This is a genomic window from Micromonospora sp. CA-263727 (genome assembly GCF_050942455.1).
Taxonomy (GTDB): Bacteria; Actinomycetota; Actinomycetes; order Mycobacteriales; family Micromonosporaceae; genus Micromonospora.
The window spans coordinates 3,873,429-3,894,624 of the sequence record NZ_CP192031.1 but is presented as its reverse complement, the minus strand read 5'-3'; the positions used below and the strand labels follow the sequence as shown (position 1 = coordinate 3,894,624).

20 protein-coding genes are annotated in these 21,196 nt (G+C 73.2%); 13 read left to right on the top strand and 7 right to left on the bottom strand.

Going from position 1 to position 21,196, the window contains the following annotated elements; translation table 11 throughout:
- Positions 1-53: 53 nt before the first annotated feature.
- The gene (locus tag ACQPYA_RS17145) at positions 54-890 is read right to left on the bottom strand and encodes an ABC transporter permease (RefSeq protein WP_433528090.1); all 837 of its coding nucleotides are present in this window, start codon (positions 888-890) and stop codon (positions 54-56) included.
- On the bottom strand, positions 887-1,849 hold the full coding sequence (locus ACQPYA_RS17140) for an ABC transporter substrate-binding protein (protein WP_433528089.1): 963 nt from the start codon (positions 1,847-1,849) through the stop codon (positions 887-889). Before ACQPYA_RS17140 ends, ACQPYA_RS17145 begins: the two co-directional genes overlap by 4 nt.
- A gap of 303 nt (positions 1,850-2,152) precedes the next feature.
- On the opposite strand from ACQPYA_RS17140, the gene ACQPYA_RS17135 reads away from it, so the two are divergent.
- From ACQPYA_RS17135 to ACQPYA_RS17095, 9 genes are all read left to right on the top strand, one after another.
- Positions 2,153-2,971 (top strand): CoA transferase subunit A, encoded by an 819-nt coding sequence (locus ACQPYA_RS17135; RefSeq protein WP_433528088.1) that lies wholly within the window; start codon positions 2,153-2,155, stop codon positions 2,969-2,971.
- Positions 2,972-3,047: 76 nt separating this feature from the next.
- Entirely contained in the window at positions 3,048-3,815 is a 768-nt protein-coding gene (locus tag ACQPYA_RS17130; protein ID WP_433528087.1) for a CoA-transferase subunit beta, read from the top strand.
- Between the two features lie 76 nt (positions 3,816-3,891).
- On the top strand, positions 3,892-5,073 hold the full coding sequence (locus ACQPYA_RS17125) for a thiolase family protein (protein ID WP_433528086.1): 1,182 nt from the start codon (positions 3,892-3,894) through the stop codon (positions 5,071-5,073).
- 14 nt (positions 5,074-5,087) lie between these two features.
- On the top strand, positions 5,088-5,828 hold the full coding sequence (gene pcaH / locus ACQPYA_RS17120; RefSeq protein WP_433528085.1) for a protocatechuate 3,4-dioxygenase subunit beta: 741 nt from the start codon (positions 5,088-5,090) through the stop codon (positions 5,826-5,828).
- Complete coding sequence (gene pcaG, locus ACQPYA_RS17115; RefSeq protein ID WP_433528084.1) at positions 5,821-6,390, top strand: protocatechuate 3,4-dioxygenase subunit alpha; 570 nt, start codon at positions 5,821-5,823, stop codon at positions 6,388-6,390. Before pcaH ends, pcaG begins: the two co-directional genes overlap by 8 nt.
- On the top strand, positions 6,365-7,702 hold the full coding sequence (gene pcaB / locus ACQPYA_RS17110; RefSeq protein WP_433528083.1) for a 3-carboxy-cis,cis-muconate cycloisomerase: 1,338 nt from the start codon (positions 6,365-6,367) through the stop codon (positions 7,700-7,702). Before pcaG ends, pcaB begins: the two co-directional genes overlap by 26 nt.
- Complete coding sequence (pcaD, locus tag ACQPYA_RS17105) at positions 7,699-8,481, top strand: 3-oxoadipate enol-lactonase (protein WP_433528082.1); 783 nt, start codon at positions 7,699-7,701, stop codon at positions 8,479-8,481. The genes pcaB and pcaD overlap by 4 nt, the downstream gene beginning before the upstream one ends.
- Complete coding sequence (gene pcaC / locus ACQPYA_RS17100) at positions 8,478-8,858, top strand: 4-carboxymuconolactone decarboxylase (RefSeq protein ID WP_433528081.1); 381 nt, start codon at positions 8,478-8,480, stop codon at positions 8,856-8,858. Before pcaD ends, pcaC begins: the two co-directional genes overlap by 4 nt.
- The gene (locus ACQPYA_RS17095) at positions 8,855-9,640 is read left to right on the top strand and encodes an IclR family transcriptional regulator (RefSeq protein WP_433528080.1); all 786 of its coding nucleotides are present in this window, start codon (positions 8,855-8,857) and stop codon (positions 9,638-9,640) included. Before pcaC ends, ACQPYA_RS17095 begins: the two co-directional genes overlap by 4 nt.
- Positions 9,641-9,649: 9 nt before the next feature.
- On the opposite strand, the gene ACQPYA_RS17090 is transcribed toward ACQPYA_RS17095, so the two are convergent.
- The gene (locus ACQPYA_RS17090) at positions 9,650-10,360 is read right to left on the bottom strand and encodes a GNAT family N-acetyltransferase (RefSeq protein WP_433528079.1); all 711 of its coding nucleotides are present in this window, start codon (positions 10,358-10,360) and stop codon (positions 9,650-9,652) included.
- 185 nt (positions 10,361-10,545) lie between these two features.
- Between ACQPYA_RS17090 and ACQPYA_RS17085 the strand changes: the two genes are divergently transcribed.
- A complete protein-coding gene (locus tag ACQPYA_RS17085) occupies positions 10,546-12,120 on the top strand; it encodes a Na+/H+ antiporter (protein ID WP_433528078.1) in 1,575 nt (524 codons plus the stop codon).
- Between the two features lie 22 nt (positions 12,121-12,142).
- Here the strand turns inward: ACQPYA_RS17085 and ACQPYA_RS17080 are convergent, their stop codons facing one another.
- The gene (locus ACQPYA_RS17080; RefSeq protein ID WP_433528077.1) at positions 12,143-13,372 is read right to left on the bottom strand and encodes a PucR family transcriptional regulator; all 1,230 of its coding nucleotides are present in this window, start codon (positions 13,370-13,372) and stop codon (positions 12,143-12,145) included.
- 84 nt (positions 13,373-13,456) lie between these two features.
- Between ACQPYA_RS17080 and ACQPYA_RS17075 the strand changes: the two genes are divergently transcribed.
- On the top strand, positions 13,457-14,548 hold the full coding sequence (locus tag ACQPYA_RS17075) for a ferredoxin reductase (RefSeq protein ID WP_433528076.1): 1,092 nt from the start codon (positions 13,457-13,459) through the stop codon (positions 14,546-14,548).
- Between the two features lie 16 nt (positions 14,549-14,564).
- Positions 14,565-15,713 carry a fatty acid desaturase family protein gene (locus ACQPYA_RS17070; protein WP_433528075.1) on the top strand — a complete coding sequence of 383 codons (1,149 nt, stop codon included), beginning with the start codon at positions 14,565-14,567 and terminating at the stop codon, positions 15,711-15,713.
- A 22-nt stretch (positions 15,714-15,735) separates the two neighbouring features.
- Here ACQPYA_RS17070 and ACQPYA_RS17065 read toward each other — a convergent pair whose 3' ends face one another.
- Both ACQPYA_RS17065 and ACQPYA_RS17060 read right to left on the bottom strand, forming a co-directional pair.
- On the bottom strand, positions 15,736-15,993 hold the full coding sequence (locus ACQPYA_RS17065) for a hypothetical protein (protein ID WP_433533723.1): 258 nt from the start codon (positions 15,991-15,993) through the stop codon (positions 15,736-15,738).
- Between the two features lie 26 nt (positions 15,994-16,019).
- On the bottom strand, positions 16,020-16,739 hold the full coding sequence (locus ACQPYA_RS17060) for a spermidine synthase (protein WP_433528074.1): 720 nt from the start codon (positions 16,737-16,739) through the stop codon (positions 16,020-16,022).
- Between the two features lie 106 nt (positions 16,740-16,845).
- Here ACQPYA_RS17060 and eccB point away from each other — a divergent pair, with 106 nt between their 5' ends.
- Positions 16,846-18,225: a type VII secretion protein EccB gene (gene eccB, locus ACQPYA_RS17055; protein ID WP_433528073.1), complete on the top strand. Its 1,380-nt coding sequence runs from the start codon at positions 16,846-16,848 to the stop codon at positions 18,223-18,225.
- A gap of 17 nt (positions 18,226-18,242) precedes the next feature.
- Here the strand turns inward: eccB and ACQPYA_RS17050 are convergent, their stop codons facing one another.
- Positions 18,243-21,020: a cation-translocating P-type ATPase gene (locus tag ACQPYA_RS17050; protein ID WP_433528072.1), complete on the bottom strand. Its 2,778-nt coding sequence runs from the start codon at positions 21,018-21,020 to the stop codon at positions 18,243-18,245.
- Positions 21,021-21,196: the final 176 nt, after the last annotated feature.

Genomic DNA, 21,196 nt, shown 5'->3' with positions numbered 1-21,196 from the left:
GGCGTCGGCCTGAGCAACACCGCTGCGTTGATGATTCGCTCGCTGACGCTCGTTCATGCCGTCACCTCGCGGCGGACCGACGGGTGCCAGGCCAGCAGCCAGCGCTCCAGCCGGCGGGCCAGCACGTTGACGGCCACGCCGAGCAGCCCGGTGACGACGATCAACGCGTACATCCGGGCGACGGCGCCGCCGGACTGCGCGGCGCCGATCTCGTTGCCCAGGCCGGGCGCGCCGATGACGAGTTCGGCGGTGATGGCGAGGATCAGGGCCACGGCGGCGGCGAGGCGCACGCCGGTGAGCACGTACGGCAGCGCGGTCGGCCAGGTGACGTGCCGGACCCGGGCGAGACGGCCGAGCCCGAAGGTCCGGGCGGTCTCCTGGGCGACCGGGTCGACGTCCTGCACCCCGTAGAGGACCTGGACCAGCACCTGCCAGAACGCGGCGTAGACCACCAGCAGCAGCACCGACCGCAGGTCGGTGCCGAAGACCAGCACGGCCAGCGGGATGAGCGCCACCGAGGGGATCGGCCGCAGGAACTCGATGGTGGAGGCGGTGGCCTCGCGCAGGACCGGCACGGTGCCGATGACGAATCCGACGACGATGCCGAGGGCCACGGCGATGACCAGGCCGAGGAACCAGCCGCGTACGGTGTCGCCGAGGGCGGTCCAGAAGGTGGACTCGCCGACCAGGTCCGCCAGGGCGACGCCGATGCGGCTGGCCGGCGGCAGGTAGTCCGGTGAGACGAGGCCGACGCGCGGCACCGCCTCGATCAGCGCGAGGAAGGTGGCGAACCCGAGCACCCCGAGCAGCGCGGTGCCGCCGGGCAGTCGGGTCTGGCCGGCCCCGCCGGCCCGCGTGCTGCGGGCCGGCGGGGCGAGGGTGGATGTCACGGGAGCAGCTCCGCGATGTCGACCTTTTCGCTGATCAGACCGTCGGCGAGCATCAGGTCGGCCATGGTCTGCACGGAGTCGCGGTTGATCTGGCCGGACCAGCCCGGCAGGGTGATCTTCTCGGCCACGGCCGGGTCGATCTGGGTGTAGGTGAGCAGCGCCGCGCGGGCCTCGGCCGGGTTCTCCTGCGCGTACGCCAGGGACTTCTCGATGGCAGCGGTGAACCGCTTGGTGAGGTCCGCCTTCTGCTGGACCGTCTTCTCGGTGGTGAAGTACGCGGCGATGGTCAGGTTCGGCGCGGTGTCCACGAAGTTGGACGCGATCACCTTGGCGCCCTGGTCCTGCGCGACGGTGAAGAACGGCTCGACGATCCAGGCGGCGTCGACCCGCTTGCCGTTCACCGCGGCCGGCATGTCGGGGAAGGGCAGCTCGACGAACTTGACGCCGGAGGGGTCGCCGCCGGCCTTGCGGATCGAGGCGCGCACGGTGGTGTCGCCGATGTTCTTGAGGTTGTTCACCGCGACGGTCTTGCCGGCCAGCTCGGACGCGCTGGTGATCGGGCTGTCGGCCGGTACGACGATCCCGCCGAAGTCCTTGCCCTGCTCGCCGGTGGAGGAGTTGCCCTCGGCGATGGCCTTCAGCGGGATCTTCTGCGAGCGGGCCACGATGAGCGAGACGACGTTGCCGAAGGCGAAGTCGAACTCGCCGTTGACCACACCGGGCACTGCGGCGGCGCCGCCGGTGGTGTTGACCACCTCGACCTCGATGTTCTGCTCGGCGAAGAAGCCCTTCGAGATGCCGAGGTGCAGCGGTGCCACGTCGACGATCGGGATGGCGCCGACCTTGACCTTCGTGGTGCCCCCGGCACCGTCGCCGGGCTCGTCGGCGTCGGAGCCGCAGGCGGTCACGGAGGCGAGCAGGGCGGCGGCGGTTATGGCGGATACGACTAGACGGCGCATGCAGGTACTCCCGCGTCCGGCGGTCCGTGGAGGGGACCGGAGGTGGTGGTCGATGCTGGTCGGGAGGAGCTTCCCAAGCTGTTCGCAAGCCGAACGGCTGTTCTCATCTAGAACGTTTGCACGTGGCCTGGCTCACGTCAACGGGTCGCCGCAACATTTCTGCAACGGGGTCGTCGCCGCGAACTCCGCCGTCCGGAGCGCGTTGACGGATCGCGTTGCGGGGCATTACGTTCGAGATAAGTACGTGAGTCCGCATACCGAACAGCGTTTGCGGGCAACGAATCGCAGGAGGCGGGGAGGCCCATGGCGAAGCTCGTCTCGCTGGCCGACGGCGTCGCGGAACTGGTCCGCGACGGTGACATGGTGGCGCTTGAGGGGTTCACCCACCTCATCCCGTTCGCCGCCGGCCACGAGATCATCCGGCAGGGGCGGCGCGAGCTGACCCTGGTACGGATGACACCCGACGTCATCTACGACCAGCTCATCGGCGCCGGCTGCGCGCGCCGCCTGGTCTTCTCCTGGGGCGGCAACCCCGGCGTCGGCTCGCTGCACCGCTTCCGGGACGCCGTGCAGAACTCCTGGCCGGCGCCGTTGGAGCTGGAGGAACACAGTCACGCGGGGATGGCCAACCGGTACGTGGCCGGCGCTGCCGGCCTGCCCTTCGCCGTGCTGCGCGGCTACACCGGCACCGACCTGCCCCGGCACACCACCAACATCCGCACCATCGACTGCCCCTTCACCGGGGAGACGCTGACCGCGGTCCCCGCCCTGCGCCCCGACGTCGCCGTGGTGCACGCCCAGCGCGCCGACCGGGCCGGCAACGTCCAGATGTGGGGCATCACCGGCGTGCAGAAGGAGGCGGTGCTGGCCGCGCAGCGGTCCCTGGTCACCGTCGAGGAGCTGGTCGACGAACTCGAACCGGTGCCTGGGCAGGTGATCCTGCCCGGCTGGGCGCTCACCGCGGTGGCACACGTGCCGGGCGGCGCACACCCGTCGTACGCCCAGGGCTACTCCGTCCGCGACAACGACTTCTACGTCGCCTGGGACGCGATCAGCCGGGACCGCGACACCTTCCGGGACTGGATCGACCAGCACGTGATGACGGCGGAGGTGCAGGCGTGAGCGAGCGTCAGCGAGCGAACCGGCAGCACAGCGCGTTGAACGCTCAGGCCGACGCCGAGCGAAGCGAGGTGGCGGCGTGAGCGGAAGCTACACCGCCGACGAGATGATGACCGTCGCCGCCGCCCGGCAGTTGCGCGACGGCACCGCCTGTTTCGTCGGGATCGGCCTGCCCAGCACCGCGGCGAACCTGGCCCGCGCCACCCACGCCCCCAACCTCGTGCTCATCTACGAGTCCGGCTGCCTCGGCGCGAAGCCCGACCGGCTGCCGCTCTCCATCGGCGACGGCATCCTCGCCGACACCGCCGACGCGGTGGTCTCCGTGCCCGAGGTCTTCAACTACTGGCTCCAGCCCGGCCGCATCGACGTCGGGTTCCTCGGCGCGGCGCAACTCGACCGGTACGGCAACATCAACACCACCGTCATCGGCGGCGACTACACCGACCCGAAGGTGCGCCTGCCCGGCGCCGGCGGCGCACCGGAGATCGCCGCCTCCTGCGGCGAGGTGGTGGTCATCGTCCGGCAGAGCCTGCGTACCTTCACCGAACGGGTCGACTTCGTCACCTCGGTCGGCTACGGCGCCGGCCCGGGCGACCGGGCACGGCTCGGCCTGCGCGGCGGCGGACCCCGCACGGTCATCACCGACCTCGGCGTCCTCGAGGCCGACCCGGGCACCTGCGAACTGACCCTCACCCGGCTGCATCCCGGCGTCACCGTCGAGCAGGCCCGCGCGGCCACCGGCTGGCCCCTCGCCGTCGCCGACGAACTGGCCACCGGCCAGCCGCCCACCGCCGACGAACTCGCCGTGCTGCGCGCCCTGGAAGCGACGATGAAGGCGGCGGCATGAGCGAGCCGTGGCGAGCGAATCATCGGTTCAGCCCGGGATGGGGTCAGGACGACGCCGAGCGGAGCGAGGTGGCGGCATGACCCGTGACGTGTACGTGCTGGACGCCGTCCGCACCCCGATCGGTCGTTACGGCGGCGGCCTGGCCGGGGTACGCCCCGACGACCTCGCCGCCCACGTGCTGCGCGAGATCGTCACCCGCAATCCCGGGCTCGACCCGGCCCGCATCGACGACGTGCTGCTCGGCAACGCCAACGGCGCCGGCGAGGAGAACCGGGACGTGGCCCGGATGGCCGTCCTGCTGGCCGGCCTGCCGCCGTCGGTGCCCGGCGCCACCGTCAACCGGCTCTGCGGCTCCGGGCTGGAGGCGGTCATCGGCGCGTCCCGGGCCATCGCTCTCGGCGACGCCTCGATCTGCCTCGCCGGGGGAGTGGAGTCGATGAGCCGGGCGCCCTGGGTGCTCGCCAAGCCCGAGCAGGGCTACCCACGCGGTCACGAGATGCTGCACTCCACCACGCTGGGCTGGCGTCTGGTCAACCCCCGGATGCCTGAGCGGTGGACGGTGCCGCTGGGCGAGGGCGCCGAGATCCTCGCCGAGCGCTACGGGATCACCCGCGACGCCCAGGACGAGTTCGCGCTGCGCAGCCACCAGCTCGCCGACCGGGCCTGGCAGGACGGCGGCTACGCCGACGAGGTCGCCCTGCTGCCCGACACCGACGTGGCGCGGGACGAGAGCATCCGGCCGACCAGCACGCTGGAGGCGCTGGGCCGGCTCAAGCCGGTCTTCCGGCCCGACGGCACGGTCACCGCCGGCAACTCCTCCCCGCTCAACGACGGGGCGAGCGTCCTGCTGCTCGCCGACGCCGCCGGCGCGGAGAGCATCGGCCGCGCGCCGCTGGCCCGGGTCGTCTCCCGGGCCGTCACCGCGATCGAACCGCACCTGTTCGGCGTCGGCCCGGTGGCCGCTGCCGAGGAGGCCCTGCGTCGCGCCGGCCTCGGCTGGAGTGACCTTGACGTCGTCGAACTCAACGAGGCCTTCGCCGCGCAGTCGCTGGCCTGCCTGGCCCAGTGGCCCGACCTCGATCCGAAGATCGTCAACCCGCAGGGCGGCGCCATCTCCCTCGGCCACCCCCTCGGGTCCTCCGGGTCACGGATACTCGGATCGCTGGCCTGGCAGCTGCACCGCCGGGGTGGCGGCCGGGGCCTCGCGGCGATCTGCATCGGCGTCGGCCAGGGCCTGGCCGTCGTACTGGAAGCCTGAGGGGAAGAGCAGCCATGACCCAGGACACCCCCCGCGAGCTGGTGCTGCCGAGCTACCGGCGCGACGATGTCGACGCCCATCCGCTCCTGCTCAGCCCGGGCTACCGCGCCACGGTGATCCGCGCCCCGCAGCAGCCGTTGACCTATCTGCCCCAGCGGCTCACCGAGGTCACCGGGCCGCTGCTCGGCGAGGGCCGCCTCGGCGCACTCGACCACGACCTGACCCGCCAGCACGACGGAGAGCCGCTCGGGCAGCGGATCGTCGTGCACGGCCGGGTCCTCGACGGCGACGGCCGGGCCATCCCGCACACCCTGGTCGAGGTCTGGCAGGCCAACGCGGCCGGCCGCTACCGGCACGTCGTCGACAACTGGCCGGCGCCGCTGGACCCGAACTTCACCGGCGTCGGGCGTGCCCTCACCGACGCGCAGGGCCGCTACGAGTTCGTCACCGTGCAGCCCGGCGCCTACCCGTGGCGCAACCACGACAACGCGTGGCGGCCCGCGCACATCCACTTCTCGCTCTTCGGCCGGGCCTTCACCCAGCGGCTGGTGACCCAGATGTACTTCCCGGGCGACCCGCTGTTCTTCCAGGACCCGATCTTCAACTCGGTCCGCGACGAGGACGCGCGGCAACGCATGATCGCCCGGTACGACCACGCCGCCACCCGGCCCGAGTGGGCCCTGGCCTACGAGTTCGACATCGTGCTGCGGGGCCGGGACGCTACCCCCTTCGAGGACGAGGACGACGATGAGTGAGCGCCGGGGCGTCACGCCCGCCCAGACCGTCGGGCCGTACCTGAGCATCGGCCTGCGCTGGCCCGACGGCCCGTACGTCGTACCCGAGGGCACGCCGCAGGCGTTCTGGATTCGTGGCCGGATTTTCGACGGGGCCGGCGTCCCGGTGGTCGACGCGATGGTGGAGAGCTGGCAGGCCGACCCGGAGGGCCGCTTCGACCACCCGGACGACCCGCGCGGCGCCCGGCCACCCTCGGTCGCCGGATTCCGCGGCTTCGGCCGCGCCGAGACCGACGGGCAGGGGCGGTACGCGCTGCTCACCGTCAAGCCGGGAGCGCTGCCCGCCGCCGAGGGGGAGACCGAGGCGCCGCATCTGACCCTGTCGGTCTTCGCCCGCGGCCTGCTGCACCGCCTGGTCACCCGGATCTACTTCCCGGACGAGGCGGCCAACAGCGCCGACCCGGTGCTGCGCGCCGTCGACCCCGCCCGCCGGGACACGCTCGTGGCGCGCCCGGCACCGGACGGCTTCCAGTTCGACATCCGTCTTCAGGGAGAGCATGAAACCGTCTTCTTCGCCCTCTGACGGGCTGCTGCGCAACCTGTCCGGCACGCCGGACGTCGACGCCGAACTCGGCGACGGCCGCCTGCTCCAGGCGCTGCTGGACGTGGAGGCCGCGCTGGCCCGGGCCGCCGCCGACGCCGGGCTGCTGCCCGCGTCGGCCGCCGCCGAGATCGCCGACCGGTGCCGGGCCGAGCGGTATGACCCGGCGGCCCTCGGCGTCGCGGCCGAGGCCGCCGGCAACCCCGTCGTCCCGCTGGTGCGGGAGCTGACCGCCGCGGTCGCCGAACCGGCCCGACCCTGGGTGCACCACGGCGCCACCAGCCAGGACGTGCTCGACAGCGCCCTGTCGCTGGTGGCGGCCCGAGCCGCCGGGCCACTGCTGCGGCACGTCGAGGCCGCCGCCGACGCCGCCGCCCGGCTCGCCCGGACCCACCGCGACACCCTGATGGTCGCCCGCACCCTCGGCCAGCAGGCCGCACCCACCACCTTCGGCCTCAAGGCGGCCGGCTGGCTGCTCGGCCTGGTCGAGGCGAAAACCCGGCTGGACCGGGTACGCGCCGCCCTGCCCGCGCAGCTCGGCGGGGCGGTCGGCACCCTCGCCACGTACGGGCCGGCCGGGCCCGCGATGGTCGAGCGGTTCGCCGCTGAGCTGGGCCTCGCCGCGAGCCCGCTGCCCTGGCACACCCGCCGCCAACCCGTCCTCGACCTGGCCGCGGCCCTCGGCGGGCTGCTCGCCGCCACCGGCAAGGTCGCGCTCGACGTCGGCCTGCTCGCCCAGACCGAGATCGGCGAGGTGGCCGAGGGCGGCGACGGGCGCGGCGGCTCCTCGGCGATGCCGCACAAACGCAACCCGGTCGACTCGGTGCTGGTCACCGCCGCGGCCCGGCGCGGCCCCGGGCTCGTCGGCACCCTGTTCGCCGCCGCCGGGCACGAGCACGAACGGGCCGCCGGCAGCTGGCACGCCGAATGGGAGCCCCTGCTCGACCTGCTGCACCTGGCCGGCGGGGCCGCCGCCCGCACCGCCCGGATGCTGACCGGGCTGCGGGTGGACCCGCAGCGGATGCGGGCCAACCTGGACGCCACCGGCGGCCTGCTGCTCGCCGAGGCCGTCGCCGCCCGGCTCGCGCCGGCGCTCGGCCGCGCCGCCGCCCACGACCTGGTCCGCCGCGCCGCCGGCCGCCCCCCGTTCCGGGCGGCGCTGCTGGCCGACCCGGAGCTGCGGGCCCACCTCACCGAGCGGGACGTCGACTCGGCGCTGGACCCGGCCGGCTGGCTCGGCTCGGCCGGCCAACTGGTCGACCGTGCCCTTGACCTGCACGGTGGTGAGTCATGACCTCATTGCTGCACGCCACCGTGGACGGGCCGCCGGACGCGCCGGTGCTGCTGCTCGGCAGTTCGCTCGGCACCACCGGCGCAATGTGGCAGCCGCAGGTCGTGGCGCTGGCCACCCGGTTCCGGGTCATCCGGTACGACCACCTCGGGCACGGCCGCTCGGCGGTGCCGGCCGGGCCGTACCGGATCGAGCTGCTCGGCCGGGAGGTGCTGCGGCTGCTGGACGACCTCGACCTGCGGCGGGTCCACTACGCCGGGCTCTCTCTCGGCGGCATGGTCGGCATGTGGCTGGCCGCGCACGCCCCCGAGCGGATCGACCGGCTCGCCCTGCTCTGCACCTCGGCGTCGCTCGGCCCGGCCGACGGGTGGCGAACCCGGGCGGCCACGGTCCGCGCCGGCCGGCTGGACACCATCGCCGACGCGGTGGTCGAACGCTGGTTCACCCCGGCCTTCGCCGCCGCCCGGCCCGACACCGTCGCCGCGTACCGGCAGATGCTGACCGCCACGCCAGCGGCCGGGTACGCCGCCTGCTGCGAGGCGATCGCCGACATGGACCTGCGCGCGGCGCTGGCCACCGTGCGCGCCCCGACCCTGGTGATCGGCGCGGCCGACGACCCGGCGACCCCGCCGGCGCACGCCCGGGACATCGCCGGGCGGATCCCCTCCGCCCGGCTGGTGATTCTCGACGACGCCGCGCACCTGGCCAACGTCGAGCAACCCGAGGCTGTCGCCCGGCTGCTGACGGCCCACTTCGACCCGGAAGGCGGGGTGACCCCGTGACCGACCAGCAGCGACACGAGGCCGGGATGGCGGTCCGCCGACAGGTGCTCGGCGACGCGCACGTCGACCGCGCCGTGGCCAACACCGACGGGTTCACCGCCGACTTCCAGGACCTGATCACCCGGTACGCCTGGGGCGAGATCTGGACCCGGCCCGGCCTGGACCGGCGTACCCGCAGCTGCATCACCCTCGCCGTGCTGGCCACCCTGCACCACGACGAGGAGTTGGCGATGCACGTACGGGCCGCGCTGCGCAACGGACTGACGCCGGACGAGGTCGGTGAGGTTCTGCTCCAGGTGGCCGTCTACGCTGGCGTACCGGCGGCGAACCGGGCGTTCAAGGTGGCCCAGGAAACTCTGCGGCAGGAGGTCAAGTGACCGACGAGGCGGCGCGATCCGGAGAGTTCGTCCAGTCGCTGGAGCGGGGACTCGCCGTGATCCGGGCCTTCGATGCCGAGCATCCGCAGCTCACCCTCAGCGAGGTGGCCCGGGCCACCGGGCTGACCCGGGCCGCCGCGCGCCGCTTCCTGCTCACCCTGGTCGAGCTGGGCTACGTGCACACCGACGGGCGGCTGTTCTCGCTGCGTCCGCGCATCCTCGACCTCGGCTACGCCTACCTGTCCAGCCTGAGCCTGCCGGAGGTCGCCCAGCCGCACATGGAGGCGCTGGTCGCGCAGGTCCACGAGTCCTGCTCGGTGTCGGTCCTCGACGGCGACGAGGTGGTCTACGTCGCCCGCGTCCCCACCAAGCGGATCATGACGGTGGGGATCAGCGTCGGCACCCGGTTCCCCGCGTACGCCACGTCGATGGGCCGGGTGCTGCTCGCCGCGCAGCCCGCCGACTGGCTGGACAACTATCTCGCCGCGGCACAGCTACGGCCGCTGACCCGGCGGACCATCACCGACCCGGCCAAGCTGCGTGCCACGTTCACGAGGATCGCCGCCCAGGGGTACGCGATCGTCGATCAGGAGCTGGAGGAGGGGCTGCGCTCGCTGGCCGCACCGATCCACGGTGACAACGGCACGGTGATCGCCGCGGTCAACGTCTCCGCCCACGCCAGCCGCGGCTCGTTCGACATGATCCGCAAGGAGCTGCTGCCCCCGTTGCTGGCCACCGCCAAGCGCATCGAGGAGGACCTGGGGGCCGGCCCGGGCCGGTAGGCACGCCGGTCAGGTGGCCGCGGGGCCGGCGCCCGGCGTCCGCGCCGACCAGAACAGCATCTGCCGGCGCAACGTGAAGCCGAGCGCCTCGTACAGCCGGATCGCGCCGGTGTTCTCCGCCGCCGCGTGCAGCATCGGTCGCTCGCCACGGGCCCGGATCTCGGCCACGACCGCCCGGATCAGCCGGCCCGCCAGACCCTGACCGCGCGCCTCGGGCGCGGTGCAGACGGCGCTGATCTCGGACCACCCGGGTAGCCGCATCCGTTCGCCGGCCATCGCGACGAGCACCCCGTCCCGCCGGATGCCCAGGTAGTGGCCGAGTTCGATGGTGCGGGCCAGGAACGGCCCGGGCCGGGTGCGGGCGACCAGATCCAGCATCTCCGGCACGTCGGCGTTGGTCAGCCGCAGCGCCTCGGGATCGCCGGCGGTCTCGGCCGCGACGTCGACCAACTGCACCCCTTCGATCTGCTGCTCCACGGTCCATCCGGCGGGCAGCCATCCGGTGCCGCCGGCCATCCAGACGGTGGCCCCCGGACCGGCCAACGCCGCGAGGTCGGCCCAGGCGGCCGGATCGTCGGTGTCGGCCATCGCGTGGAACGGTGAGACATCCCGGTGGTAGCGCGCCGCTTCGCCGTGCCGCTCGGCGAGCCCCCGCTGCGCGCCGGTCAGGGCCGCCCACACCGGGTTGTCCAGGATCCTGTCGGTGATCGTCCCCGTCATCTCATTCCCGATCGGCCGGTCCGGCCCGGTGGGCGCGGGACTCGTCGTGATGGTCGAGGCGATCCTAGAGCGCCCACCTGTCCCGCCCGCCGCAGCGGGCCGCCCAGATGGCCGTGGTCTGTGCAAACGGCGATTTCCCGGCCGCCCGGCGTACCACCATGTGAGGGGCGGCGAACGGGGGTGACGTGAGCGAACTGCTGCTGATCATCACGCTGGGCATCACCGTGCTCGTCGGCACCACGCTCGGTGGCCGGTACCGGGTCGCGCCGCCGGTGCTGCTCATCTGCTTCGGCGCGCTGCTGGCGCTGATCCCGGCCTTGAGCCACGTCATGCTCGAACCCGAGGTGGTGCTGCTGCTGTTCCTGCCCGCCATCCTCTACCGGGAGAGCCTGACCAGCAGCCTGCGCGAGATCCGGGCGAACGTCGTCTTCATCGCCCTGCTGGCGATCGGGCTGGTGGCCGTCACGATGGTGGCGGTGTCGCTGGTCGTGCAGCGGCTCGGCGTCGACCCGGCGGCGGCCTGGGTGCTCGGCGCGGTGCTCGCCCCGACCGACGCCGCGGCCGTGGCCGGCCTGGCCAAGCGGATGCCCCGACGCCTGCTCACCACCCTGCACGCGGAGAGCCTGATCAACGACGGCACCGCCCTGGTGCTGTTCTCCGTCACGCTCGGGCTCCTCGGCGGGGGTGCGTTCCCGAACGCCTTCGAGCTGGTCGGGCGGGTCGGACTGTCGTTCCTCGGCGGCATCGCGGCCGGCCTACTGGTCGGCCTCGTGGTGATCCTGGTCCGCAAACGCCTCGACGACCCGCTGCGGGAGGGCGCGCTGAGCGTGCTGACCCCGTTCGCCGCCTTCTTCCTGGCCGAGGCCATCCACGAGAGCGGCGTGCTCGCGGTGGTGGTGGCCGGGCTGATGCTCGTCGTGGCCAGCCCCCGGGTGATCCGGGCCCGGTCGAGGGTGCTCGCGCTGGGGTTCTGGGACCTCACCACGTTCCTCATCAACGGCGGACTCTTCGTGCTGGTGGGCATGCAGATCCCGCGGGCGGTCCGGGCCGTGACCAGCACCTCGCTGATGCGCGCGATCGTCATCACGCTCGTGGTGGCCGCTGTGCTGCTCGCGGTACGGATGCTCTGGATCAACCTGACCGCCGCCGTCGCCTGGCTGGTGGACCGGCGTCGGGCCAGGGGCGCCCGGTGGGTGAACTGGCGGGTGCGTACGGTCGCCGGCTGGGCCGGATTCCGGGGCGCGGTCTCCCTCGCGGCGGCGCTCGCCGTCCCGCTGACCACCGCCAACGGCCAGCCGGTCAAGGAACGCGACCTGATCATCTTCTGTGTCGCCACGGTGATCCTGCTGACGATGCTCGTCCAGGGCGCCACCCTGCCGCTGGTGATGCGCTGGGCCAGGCTCTCCGGTGACCCGGAACACGCCGACGAGACGAGGCAGGCGCAGGCGCAGGCGACCCGGGCCACCCTCACGGCGCTGCCGGACATCGCCGATCGGGTCGGCGCCGATCCGGACGTCACGCAGCGGCTCCAGGCGGAGTACGAGGACCACCTCGGCACCGTGCAGGCCGAGCAGGAGGAGGAGTCGGCGGCGGCCCGCGAGGTCGAGCGCCGGCTCCGGCTGGCCGCGCTCGATCACAAACGGCGCGAGGTCACCCGGATGCGTGACCACCGCGAGATCGACGATGCCGTGCTCCGCGAGTTGCAGGCCAGACTCGACGTCGAGGAGATCCGGCTGCTGGGGCCGACGACCCTCGAATGACGCCCCGCCCTGTCCGGCCCGCTCAACCTGCCGGCGTGACGCCGATCGGTAGCGCCAGCGCGACGGTGAGATCGAGCAGGCTGCGTGGGTCGTTGAGGCGCTCGCCGTACAGCTGGCGCAGCTGGCCCATCCGGTAGCGCACGGTCTGCGGGTGGACGAACAGGTCGGCGGCCACGTCGTCGCGCCGCCCCTGGTGCAGCAGCCAGGAGCGCAACGTCTCGGTGAGTCGCTCCGCGGTGGCCGCGGGCAGCGCCGCCAGTGGTTGCAGTACCCGGGCGCGCAGGTCGGCGAGGGCCTCGACGTCGGCGCTGAGCAGCAGCTCGGCCAGGTGCCGGTCGGTGTCGAGCGGCTCACCGTCGGTGGGCTGGGCGATGCCCAGGGCGACCACCCGGATCACCCGCCGGTAGGACGAGCAGGCCCGGAGCCACGGGCGGGCCGGCCCGAGCACCGCGCGGCGTCCGTGCAACACCCGGGCGAGCTGCCGCCGCCGGTCGCCGTGCACGTCCGGTACGAGCAGCACGGCGGTCTCCTCGTCGGAGTCGCCGGCCGGCAGCTCCTCGCTGCTCTCCAGGGTGTGCTCGTCGAGCAGCGCGAGCGCCCCGCGCAGCTTCGCCTGCGGCAGCAGCGCCACGGTGAGGGTCTGCGGCAGCGGCCAGTGCGCCCGCTCCGCGCTGCGTACCAGGGTGTCCTCGGGATCGCCGGCGAGCAGCTGCTGGGTGAGCCGTTCCAGGTTCCGCCGCCGGGCCCGGCCGACGCTGGCCAGCTCGTCGGCGTGCCCGGCCACGCTGGCCGCGGAGAGTTCGTCGATGTAGGCGAACATCAGCTCGGCGAACTCGGCGACGGTGGCCGCGGGCAACCCGATCGCCACCGTGGCCGCGGCCATGTCCCGCCAGGAGGCCCGGGCCCCGACCCGGTACGCGGCCAGCAGCGCGTCCACGCTGCGGCCCGAGCGGGCCTCGCCGCTGCCCAGGGCGTACGCGGCCTCCAGCGCCGGGACCAGCGGGGTGCTGGGGTCGCTGCCCTGGGATCGTTCGAGCAACTGGAGGAACGTGCCCAACGCGATCTGCACCGCGTTCTCGATCTTGTCCCGCATCTGGCCGGTCAGGGTGCCGGAGTAGCTGGGCACCTCGGCCGTGATCGCGGTGACGGTCCGCTCGGCGACCAGCGGCAGCCGGTCACGCAGTTCGCGGGCCACCCGTTGGTCCAGCTCGATGCGGGCCGCCCGATGAGTGGTTCCGGAGGATTCCGCCACGGTTGTTCTCCCCGCACAAAAGGGATGGATCGCTTTACCTTCGCTGGCCAAGATTTTATGCCACGGCGCCGCGAACATCGTCCTATGACCGCCACCGTCCCGCGACCGGGCACGGCGAGGTCCCTCCGGCAGCGCCTGTGGCGGCTCGTCGAGACGGTGACCACGCCGGTGCTGCCCGGGGAGTATCTCGACCTGGTCGCCCCGCTGCGAGCCGGCGCCGACCTGCGCGGTCGGATCGTCGCCGTGCACCCGGAGACCCCGGACGCGGCGACCGTGCTGATCCGGCCCGGACGCAGCTGGCGGGGACACCGCCCGGGCCAGTACGTCCGGCTCGGTGTCGACGTCGACGGCGTACGGCAGTGGCGGGCCTACTCGGTGACCTCACCCCCGGGCCGCCGCACCGACCCGATCTCGGTGACGGTCAAGGCGATCCCCGACGGTGTGGTCAGCAACCACCTGGTCCGGCGCATCCGGCCGGGCACGGTGGTGCAGCTCGACCAGGCCCGGGGCGACTTCGTCCTGCCCGACCCGGTGCCGCCGCAGGTGCTCTTCCTCACCGCCGGCAGCGGCATCACCCCGGTGGTCGGGATGCTGCGTTCCGGCGCGCTCGCCGGCAGCGACGTGGTGCTGGTCCACTCGGCCCCCACCGCCGCCGACGTGGTCTTCGGCGCGGAACTGCGCCAGCTCGCCGACGACGGCGCCATCCGGCTGGTGGAGCGGCACACCGACGTCGAGGGCCTGCTGGACGTCGCCGAACTCGACTCCCTGGTCCCCGACCACCTGGCCCGCCAGACCTGGGCCTGTGGCCCGGTGGGGCTGCTCGACGCGGCCGAGGCGCACTGGTCCGCCCGCGGGCAGGCCGAGCGGCTGCACACCGAGCGGTTCCGACCGACCGTGATCACCACCGGTGAGGGCGGAACGGTCACCTTCACCCGTTCGTCGGTGACCGTCGAGGCCACCGGCGCGACCCCGCTGCTGGACGCCGGCGAGAACGCCGGGGTGCTGATGCCCTCGGGCTGCCGGATGGGCATCTGCTTCGGCTGCGTACTGCCACTGCGTCAGGGCGCGGTCCGCGACCTGCGCAACGGCCAACTCACCACCGCCCTGCCGGGCGACGGCGTACGCGTGCAGACCTGTGTGTCGGCCGCCGCCGGGCCCTGCGAAATCGAGATCTGATCGGAGACCCGCCGCCGTGACCGTCATCCAGAACAAGGCCGACAACCCGATCGCCCACCTGAGCGCCGAGGACATCGAGACCCTCGGCAAGGAACTCGACGCCATCCGACAGCGCGTGATCGACTCCCGGGGCGAGCGGGACGCCGCGTACATCCGGAAGATCATCCGGACCCAGCGCAAGCTGGAGATCAGCAGCCGGGTCGTGCTGCTGTTCTCGATCTTCCCGCCGGCCTGGATCCTCGGCACCGCGGGCCTCTCCGTGGCGAAGATCCTGGAGAACATGGAGATGGGGCACAACATCCTGCACGGCCAGTGGGACTGGATGCGGGACCCGAAGATCCACTCGACCAGCTGGGAGTGGGACCACGCCACCCCCGCCGAGCAGTGGAAGCAGTCGCACAACGAGTTGCACCACCGCTACACCAACGTCGTCGGCAAGGACAACGACCTCGGCTACGGCATCATGCGGGTCGACGAGGACCAGCCCTGGCACCCCGCCTACCTGGGCCAGCCGTTCTACAACTTCGTCAACGCCTGTTTCTTCGAGTACGGCGTCGCCGCCTACGACCTGGAGCTGGGCAAGTACCTGAAGGACGGGCTGCACAAGGACCCGGGGTTCCGGGCCAGGCTCCGCGCGGCCGGCCGCAAGGTCCGCCGCCAGGTCCTCAAGGACTACGTGATCCACCCGCTGCTCTCCGGGCCGTCGTTCTTCCACACCATGGCCGCCACGTTCACCGCGAACCTGATCCGCAACCTGTGGAGCCACTCGGTGATCATGTGTGGGCACTTCCCGGAGGGCGTGGAGACCTTCTCGAAGACCTCGATCGAGGGCGAGACCCGGGGCGAGTGGTACCTGCGGCAGATGCTCGGCTCGGCCAACATCAGCGGCAGCCGGCTGATGCACATCATGACCGGCAACCTGTCGTACCAGATCGAGCACCACCTCTTCCCCGACCTGCCGAGCAACCGCTACCAGGAGATCGCCCCCGAGGTGCGGGCGCTCTTCGACCGGTACGGACTGAAGTACACCACCGGGTCGCTGCCCCGACAGGTCTTCTCGGCATGGAAGAAGGTCTTCCGGCTCGCCCTGCCGAACCCGCGTCGCCCCGCCGCCGCCACCCCCGACGACCGCCCGGCCCCCGCCCTCGCCACCGCCGGGGTCTGACCCCGCCTGTGCGCTGCCCGCGTCAGCGCCGGCTGGGGTAGTTGTGCGCGGACTGGCGGCCCCGCAGGAAGGCCAGCACGATCACCGCGGCCAGCGCGATGACGCCGATGACGAGCAGCCAGCGGACCGCCTCCAGAAGCAGTCCGAGCAGGACGAGCACACCGGCGACCACGCCGACGACCCAGAACAGGGCACGCATCTCCACCTCCCGTACCGGCCGCCCGCTGGTCGGTACGGGCGGCCTGCCGGTCCAGCTCTTACCCGGCTGCGCCCGGATCATGCCGGACGGCCCGGCCCAGGCGTGGTTCAGGCCGGGTTCTGCGCGAGGTAGACGGTGTTCGCCGACTCGCCGCCGGTCAGCGGGTTGGCGAACGTCACCACGTGACTGCGGTGGGTGGCGAAGACCTCGGCGAGGACCGCCTCGAAGGCCGGGTCCGGCGGATCGTCCGACCAGAGCGCGAAGACCCCGGCCGGGTGTAGCAGCCGGGCCAGCCGGCGCAGCCCGCCGGCGGTGTAGAAGGCGGCGTGGCTCGGGTGCAGCGGGTGCCGGGGGGAGTGGTCGACGTCCAGCAGGACGGCGTGGAAACGTCGCCCGGGGGCGTCGGGGTCGAGGCCGCTCCCGTCGGCCACCCGGGCGAAGAAGTCGGCCCGCACCAGACGGGTACGCGGGTCGGTGGCGAGCCCGGCGGCGAACGGCAGCAGACCGCGCCGGTGCCAGTCGATGACGTCCTCGACCGCCTCCACCACCAGCAGTTCGGTGACCCGGTCGTCGGCCAGCGCGGTGCGGGCGGTGTAGCCCAGCCCCAGCCCGCCGACGACCACGTCGAGACGCGGCCCGGCCACCGCCGCCAACCCCAGCCGGGCCAGCTCGATCTCACCGGCGGTGAAAAGGCTGGACATCAGGAACTCGTCATCGAGCTTGACCTCGTACACGTCGAGGTCGAGTCGCGGGTCCCGGCGTCGGCGCAGGCTGATCTCGCCGATCGGGGTCGGCCGCCAGGCCAGTTCCTCGAAACGTACGCTCACCGGCCGGATGCTACCGGGCGGCCGGACGCCCGGCGGCGACGCACGGTCCTCGGGACATCGACACAGCGCATATCCTGTGCGCCGACCGTCTCGCGGAGAGGACGCCATGCCGTCGCGGCAGGACCAGCTGCACTCCTACCAGTTCACCATCCAGCGGGCGGTGGCCGCGCTGGTGATGCGCGAGACCGACCCGGCGCAGTCGCCCTTCCGCCGGCTCGCTGGCGCGGCGCTGGCCAGCGTACTGGTGGCGGCCATCGGGTTGGGTGGTTCCGCCCTCTACGGCCTTCTCACCGGTGGCGGCGGCACCTGGCGCGACTCCGGCGCGGTCATCGTGGAGAGGGAGTCCGGCGCCCGGTTCGTCTACCGCGAGGAGAAACTGCACCCGGTGCTGAACTACGCGTCAGCGCTGCTGATCACCGGAGCCGAGCGGCCGAGGACCGTGCTGGTCTCCCGCCGGTCGATCGACGGCGTGCCCCGGGGCCTGCCGCTGGGCATCGCCGACGCGCCGGACTCGCTGCCGGCGGCGGGCCGGCTCTCCGCCGCACCGTGGACGGTCTGCTCGGTCGCCGCGACGGAGGCCGGCCGGCGGGAGTCCCGGTCGGCGCTGCTGATCGGTGTCGACGGCGCCGGCGGCCGGCCGCTCGGCGAGGCGGCGCTGCTGCTGCGCGACCCCGACGGCCGGCTGCACCTGCTCCGGCACCAGCGGCGACACCTGATCCGCGACGCCGACCGGGTGCTGGCCGCGCTGGCGACCACCCGGGCCCGGGCTGTCCCGGTCGCCGCCGCCCTGCTCAACACGGTGCCGGCCGGCGACGACCTGGCCCCGCCGGAGCTGCCCGGCCTCGGCGAGCGGTCCGCCCGGGTCGCCGGCGCCCGGGTCGGGGACGTGCTGCTGGTGAGCAACTCCGGCGGCGGTCGGCAGCACGCCGTGGTGCTGCGCGACGGGCTCGCCGGCATCACCGAGTTGCAGGCCGGTCTGCTGCTCGCCCGCACCGGCCAGCGGGAGCCGGAGCAGCTCAGCCTCGGACGCTTCGCCACCCTGCCCCAACTGGCCGATCTCGCCCCCACCGGGCCCGGCGCGCCACCGACCGCGCCACCCCGGCTGGCCACCGTGGACTCACCGACCCTGTGCGCCCGGGTCGGTGACGACGGCGGGCCGATCGAGCTGCGGCACGGCGTGGACCTGCCGGAGCTGACCGCCGCACCGCGTACCGTCACCGGCGCGCCCCGGGCGACGGCGGCAGACCACGTGCTGGTGGCGCCGGGCCGGGGCGTCCTGGTCGAGTCCGCGCCCGCGCCCGGCGCGCCCGGCGGCGCGATCTCCGTGGTGACCGACCTCGGCCGGCGGTACGTCCTCGCCGGCGCCGGGGTGCCCGCCATGCTCGGCTACGGCGAGGTGACCCCGGTACGCCTGCCGGCGGCCCTGGTCAGCCTGGTTCCCGCCGGCGCGACCCTGGACCCGGAGGCGGCCCGGCAGGCGGCCTGAGAGTGGCCGGTCTCGGCTCAGGCCGTCCCGGGCCGATCTTCCCGGCGTGGCCTGACCGGCCACCGGCGGCGGATCGCCTTGTGCGCCTCCACGACGACCAGGATCGACAGCGCCACGGCGACAATCATGGCCCAGGTTTCCAGCCGCAACGGTTCCACCCGGAGCGTGAACTGGGTGGGCGGCAGGTACAGGGCCGCCACGTGCAGCGCCACCGCCCCGGCCGTTGCGAGGAACAGGAACCGGTTGGAGAACGGGCTCATCCGCAGCAGGGACCGGGAGGTGGAGCGCGCGTTGCCCGCCTGGAACGCCTGGAAGATCACCATCGTGCTCAGCGCCACCGTCTGGGCGTACTCCAGCGAGCCCGTGGCGGTCAGCTCCCGGTGGAACATCCACAGCGTGCCGGCGGCCATCACCACGCCGGAGACGATCGTCCGTTCCCAGAGCAGCCCGGACATGATGCCCTCCCGGGCCCCACGGGGCCGGCGACGCAGGACCCCCTCGGTGCCGGGCTCGAAGGCCAGCGCGAGGTCCTGTAGGCCACTGGTCACGATGTTCAGCCAGACCAGCTGGGCCGGCACCATCAGCAGCGGCCACTTCGCCCAGAGTGCGATCAGGATCGCCAGGGCCAGCCCGACGGCGGTGGAGACCAGGAAGAACGAGACCTTGCGGATGTTGTCGAAGGTCACCCTGCCGACCCGTACCGCCCCGACGATGGTGGTGAAGTTGTCGTCGGCCAGGACCATGTCGGCGGCCTCCCGGGCGACGTCGGTGCCCTCGCGGCCCATCGCCACCCCGATCTGGGCGGCCCGCAGCGCCGGCGCGTCGTTGACGCCGTCACCGGTCACCGCCACCACCTGTCCCGAGTCGCGCAACGCGGAGACGATCGACAGCTTCTGCTCCGGGGAGACCCGGGCGAAGACCGAGGTGCCGGCGACCACGTCCGGCAACTCCCCGCTGGGCAGCCGCCGCAGCTGGGTGCCCTCCAGCACCTGCGTGGGCTTGTCGGTGATCCCGAGCTGGTGGGCGATCGCCCCGGCCGTCGTCGCGTGGTCGCCGGTGATCATCAGTACCCGGATGCCCGCGTCCCGGCACTGGGCGATGGCCTCACGCACTCCCGCCCGGGGCGGATCGGCCATCGCCTGTAGGCCGCAGAAGATCAGGTCGTCGGGTTCCTGGTCGAGAACCTGCCGTTCGCCCTCCGCCACCTGCCGGTACGCGAACGCCAGTACCCGGAGGCCGTCGGCCGCGAAGTCCCGGGCCGCCTGGCTGACCGCGCCCTCGTCGAACGGCGCCGTGCCCTCGGCGGTCAGCATCCGCGCGCACATGCCGGCGATCCGTTCCGGTGCGCCCTTGACGTACAGCGTGTCGCGGCCGGCCTCGGTGCGGACGCTGGCGGAGTAGCGCCGGGCCGGCTCGAACGGCTGATCGGCGAGCACCCGGTGCTCGCGCCGTACGACGGTGGGGTCCAAGCCGGCTGCCAGCGCCACCGTCAGCATCGCCACCTCGGTCGGGTCGCCGACCGTGGCCAACCGGCCGTCCCGGCGGGCCACATCGGCCTCGTTGCTCAGCACGCCGGTCAGCAGGGTCAGTCGCAGCGCCCGGGAGTCACCGATCGCCGCCACGGTCGCCGGGTCGGACCTCCCCTCGAACCCGACGCTGCCGAACTGGAAGCGTCGGCCACCGGCCCAGGCTTCCCGGACCGTCATCCGGTTCTCGGTGAGCGTCCCGGTCTTGTCCGAGCCGATCACGGTGGTGGAACCCAGCGTCTCCACGGCCGGCAGATGCCGGATGATGGCGTTGCGTCGGGCCATCCGCCGGACCCCGATGGCCAGGGTGATCGTGACCGCCACCGGCAGCCCCTCGGGCACGGTGGCCACGGCGAGCGCCACTGCCACGGTGAACATGTCCCGGACGGATTCGCCCAACAGCAGGCCGCTGACGAACGCCAGCGCCGAGGCGGCCAGCACGGCGACCCCGACGAGCTTCGCGAACCCGGAAATGGCGTGCTGTAGCGGGGTGGCCGGGATGCCCTCGTGATGGATCAGTCCCGCGATCGTGCCGAGTTCGGTGCGGGCGCCGGTCGCCACGACGACGCCGGTGCCCCGCCCGCTGCTGACCACGCTCCCGCTGTATCCCATCGAGCGCCGGTCGGCGACCGGCGCCTCGGCGTCGACCGGCCCGGTGTCCTTGTCCACCGGAACCGACTCGCCCGTGAGCTGCGACTCGTCGACCTTCAGCGCGTTGACCACGGTCAGCCGCAGGTCGGCCGGGACCCGGGCCCCCGACTCCAGCAGGACGACGTCGCCGGGCACCAGGTCCGCGCTGTCGATCTCGCGTTCCCCGTCGTCCCGGATGACCCGGGCGTGTGGCACCACCAACTGGGCCAGGGACCGCACCGTCCGCTCCGCCTTGCGTTCCTGGGTGAAGCCGACGATGGCGTTGAGGGCCAGCGCCGCCGCGACGACGGCGGCATCCAGATACTCCCCGAGCAGCAGCACGATGACGAAGGCGATCAGCATGATCAGGATCAGCGGGCTGCGGAACTGGCGAAGCAGGACGATCACCGCCGGGGTGGCCCGCTCCTCGGCCAGGCGATTGGCCCCGTACCGCTCCCGACGCCGCGCCGCCTCGGCGGCGGCCAGCCCTCGGCCACCGGTCTCCAGGAGCCGCTCGACCTCGTCGACGGGGAGCGCGTGCCACCGGCCGTCGCCCGGATCCTCGGGCGTCTTCCCGGTGGGCCGGATCCGGCCCCGCCGCTGCGACGGCGCGGCCCCTGCGCCGGGGCGACGCGTCACAGCAGCGCGAGCCGCGCCGAGACGTGGACAGCCGGCAGCCGGGAAAGGTCGATCCGGGGCGGCGGCTCGTCAAGCGCTGCTGGTCCCATCCACTGATGGTAATTCCGGGCGTGGGAGTCATCGCTGGTAACGGCCGAACTGGGCCTGGCCCTTGACAACGGCGGCAGCTGGACGAG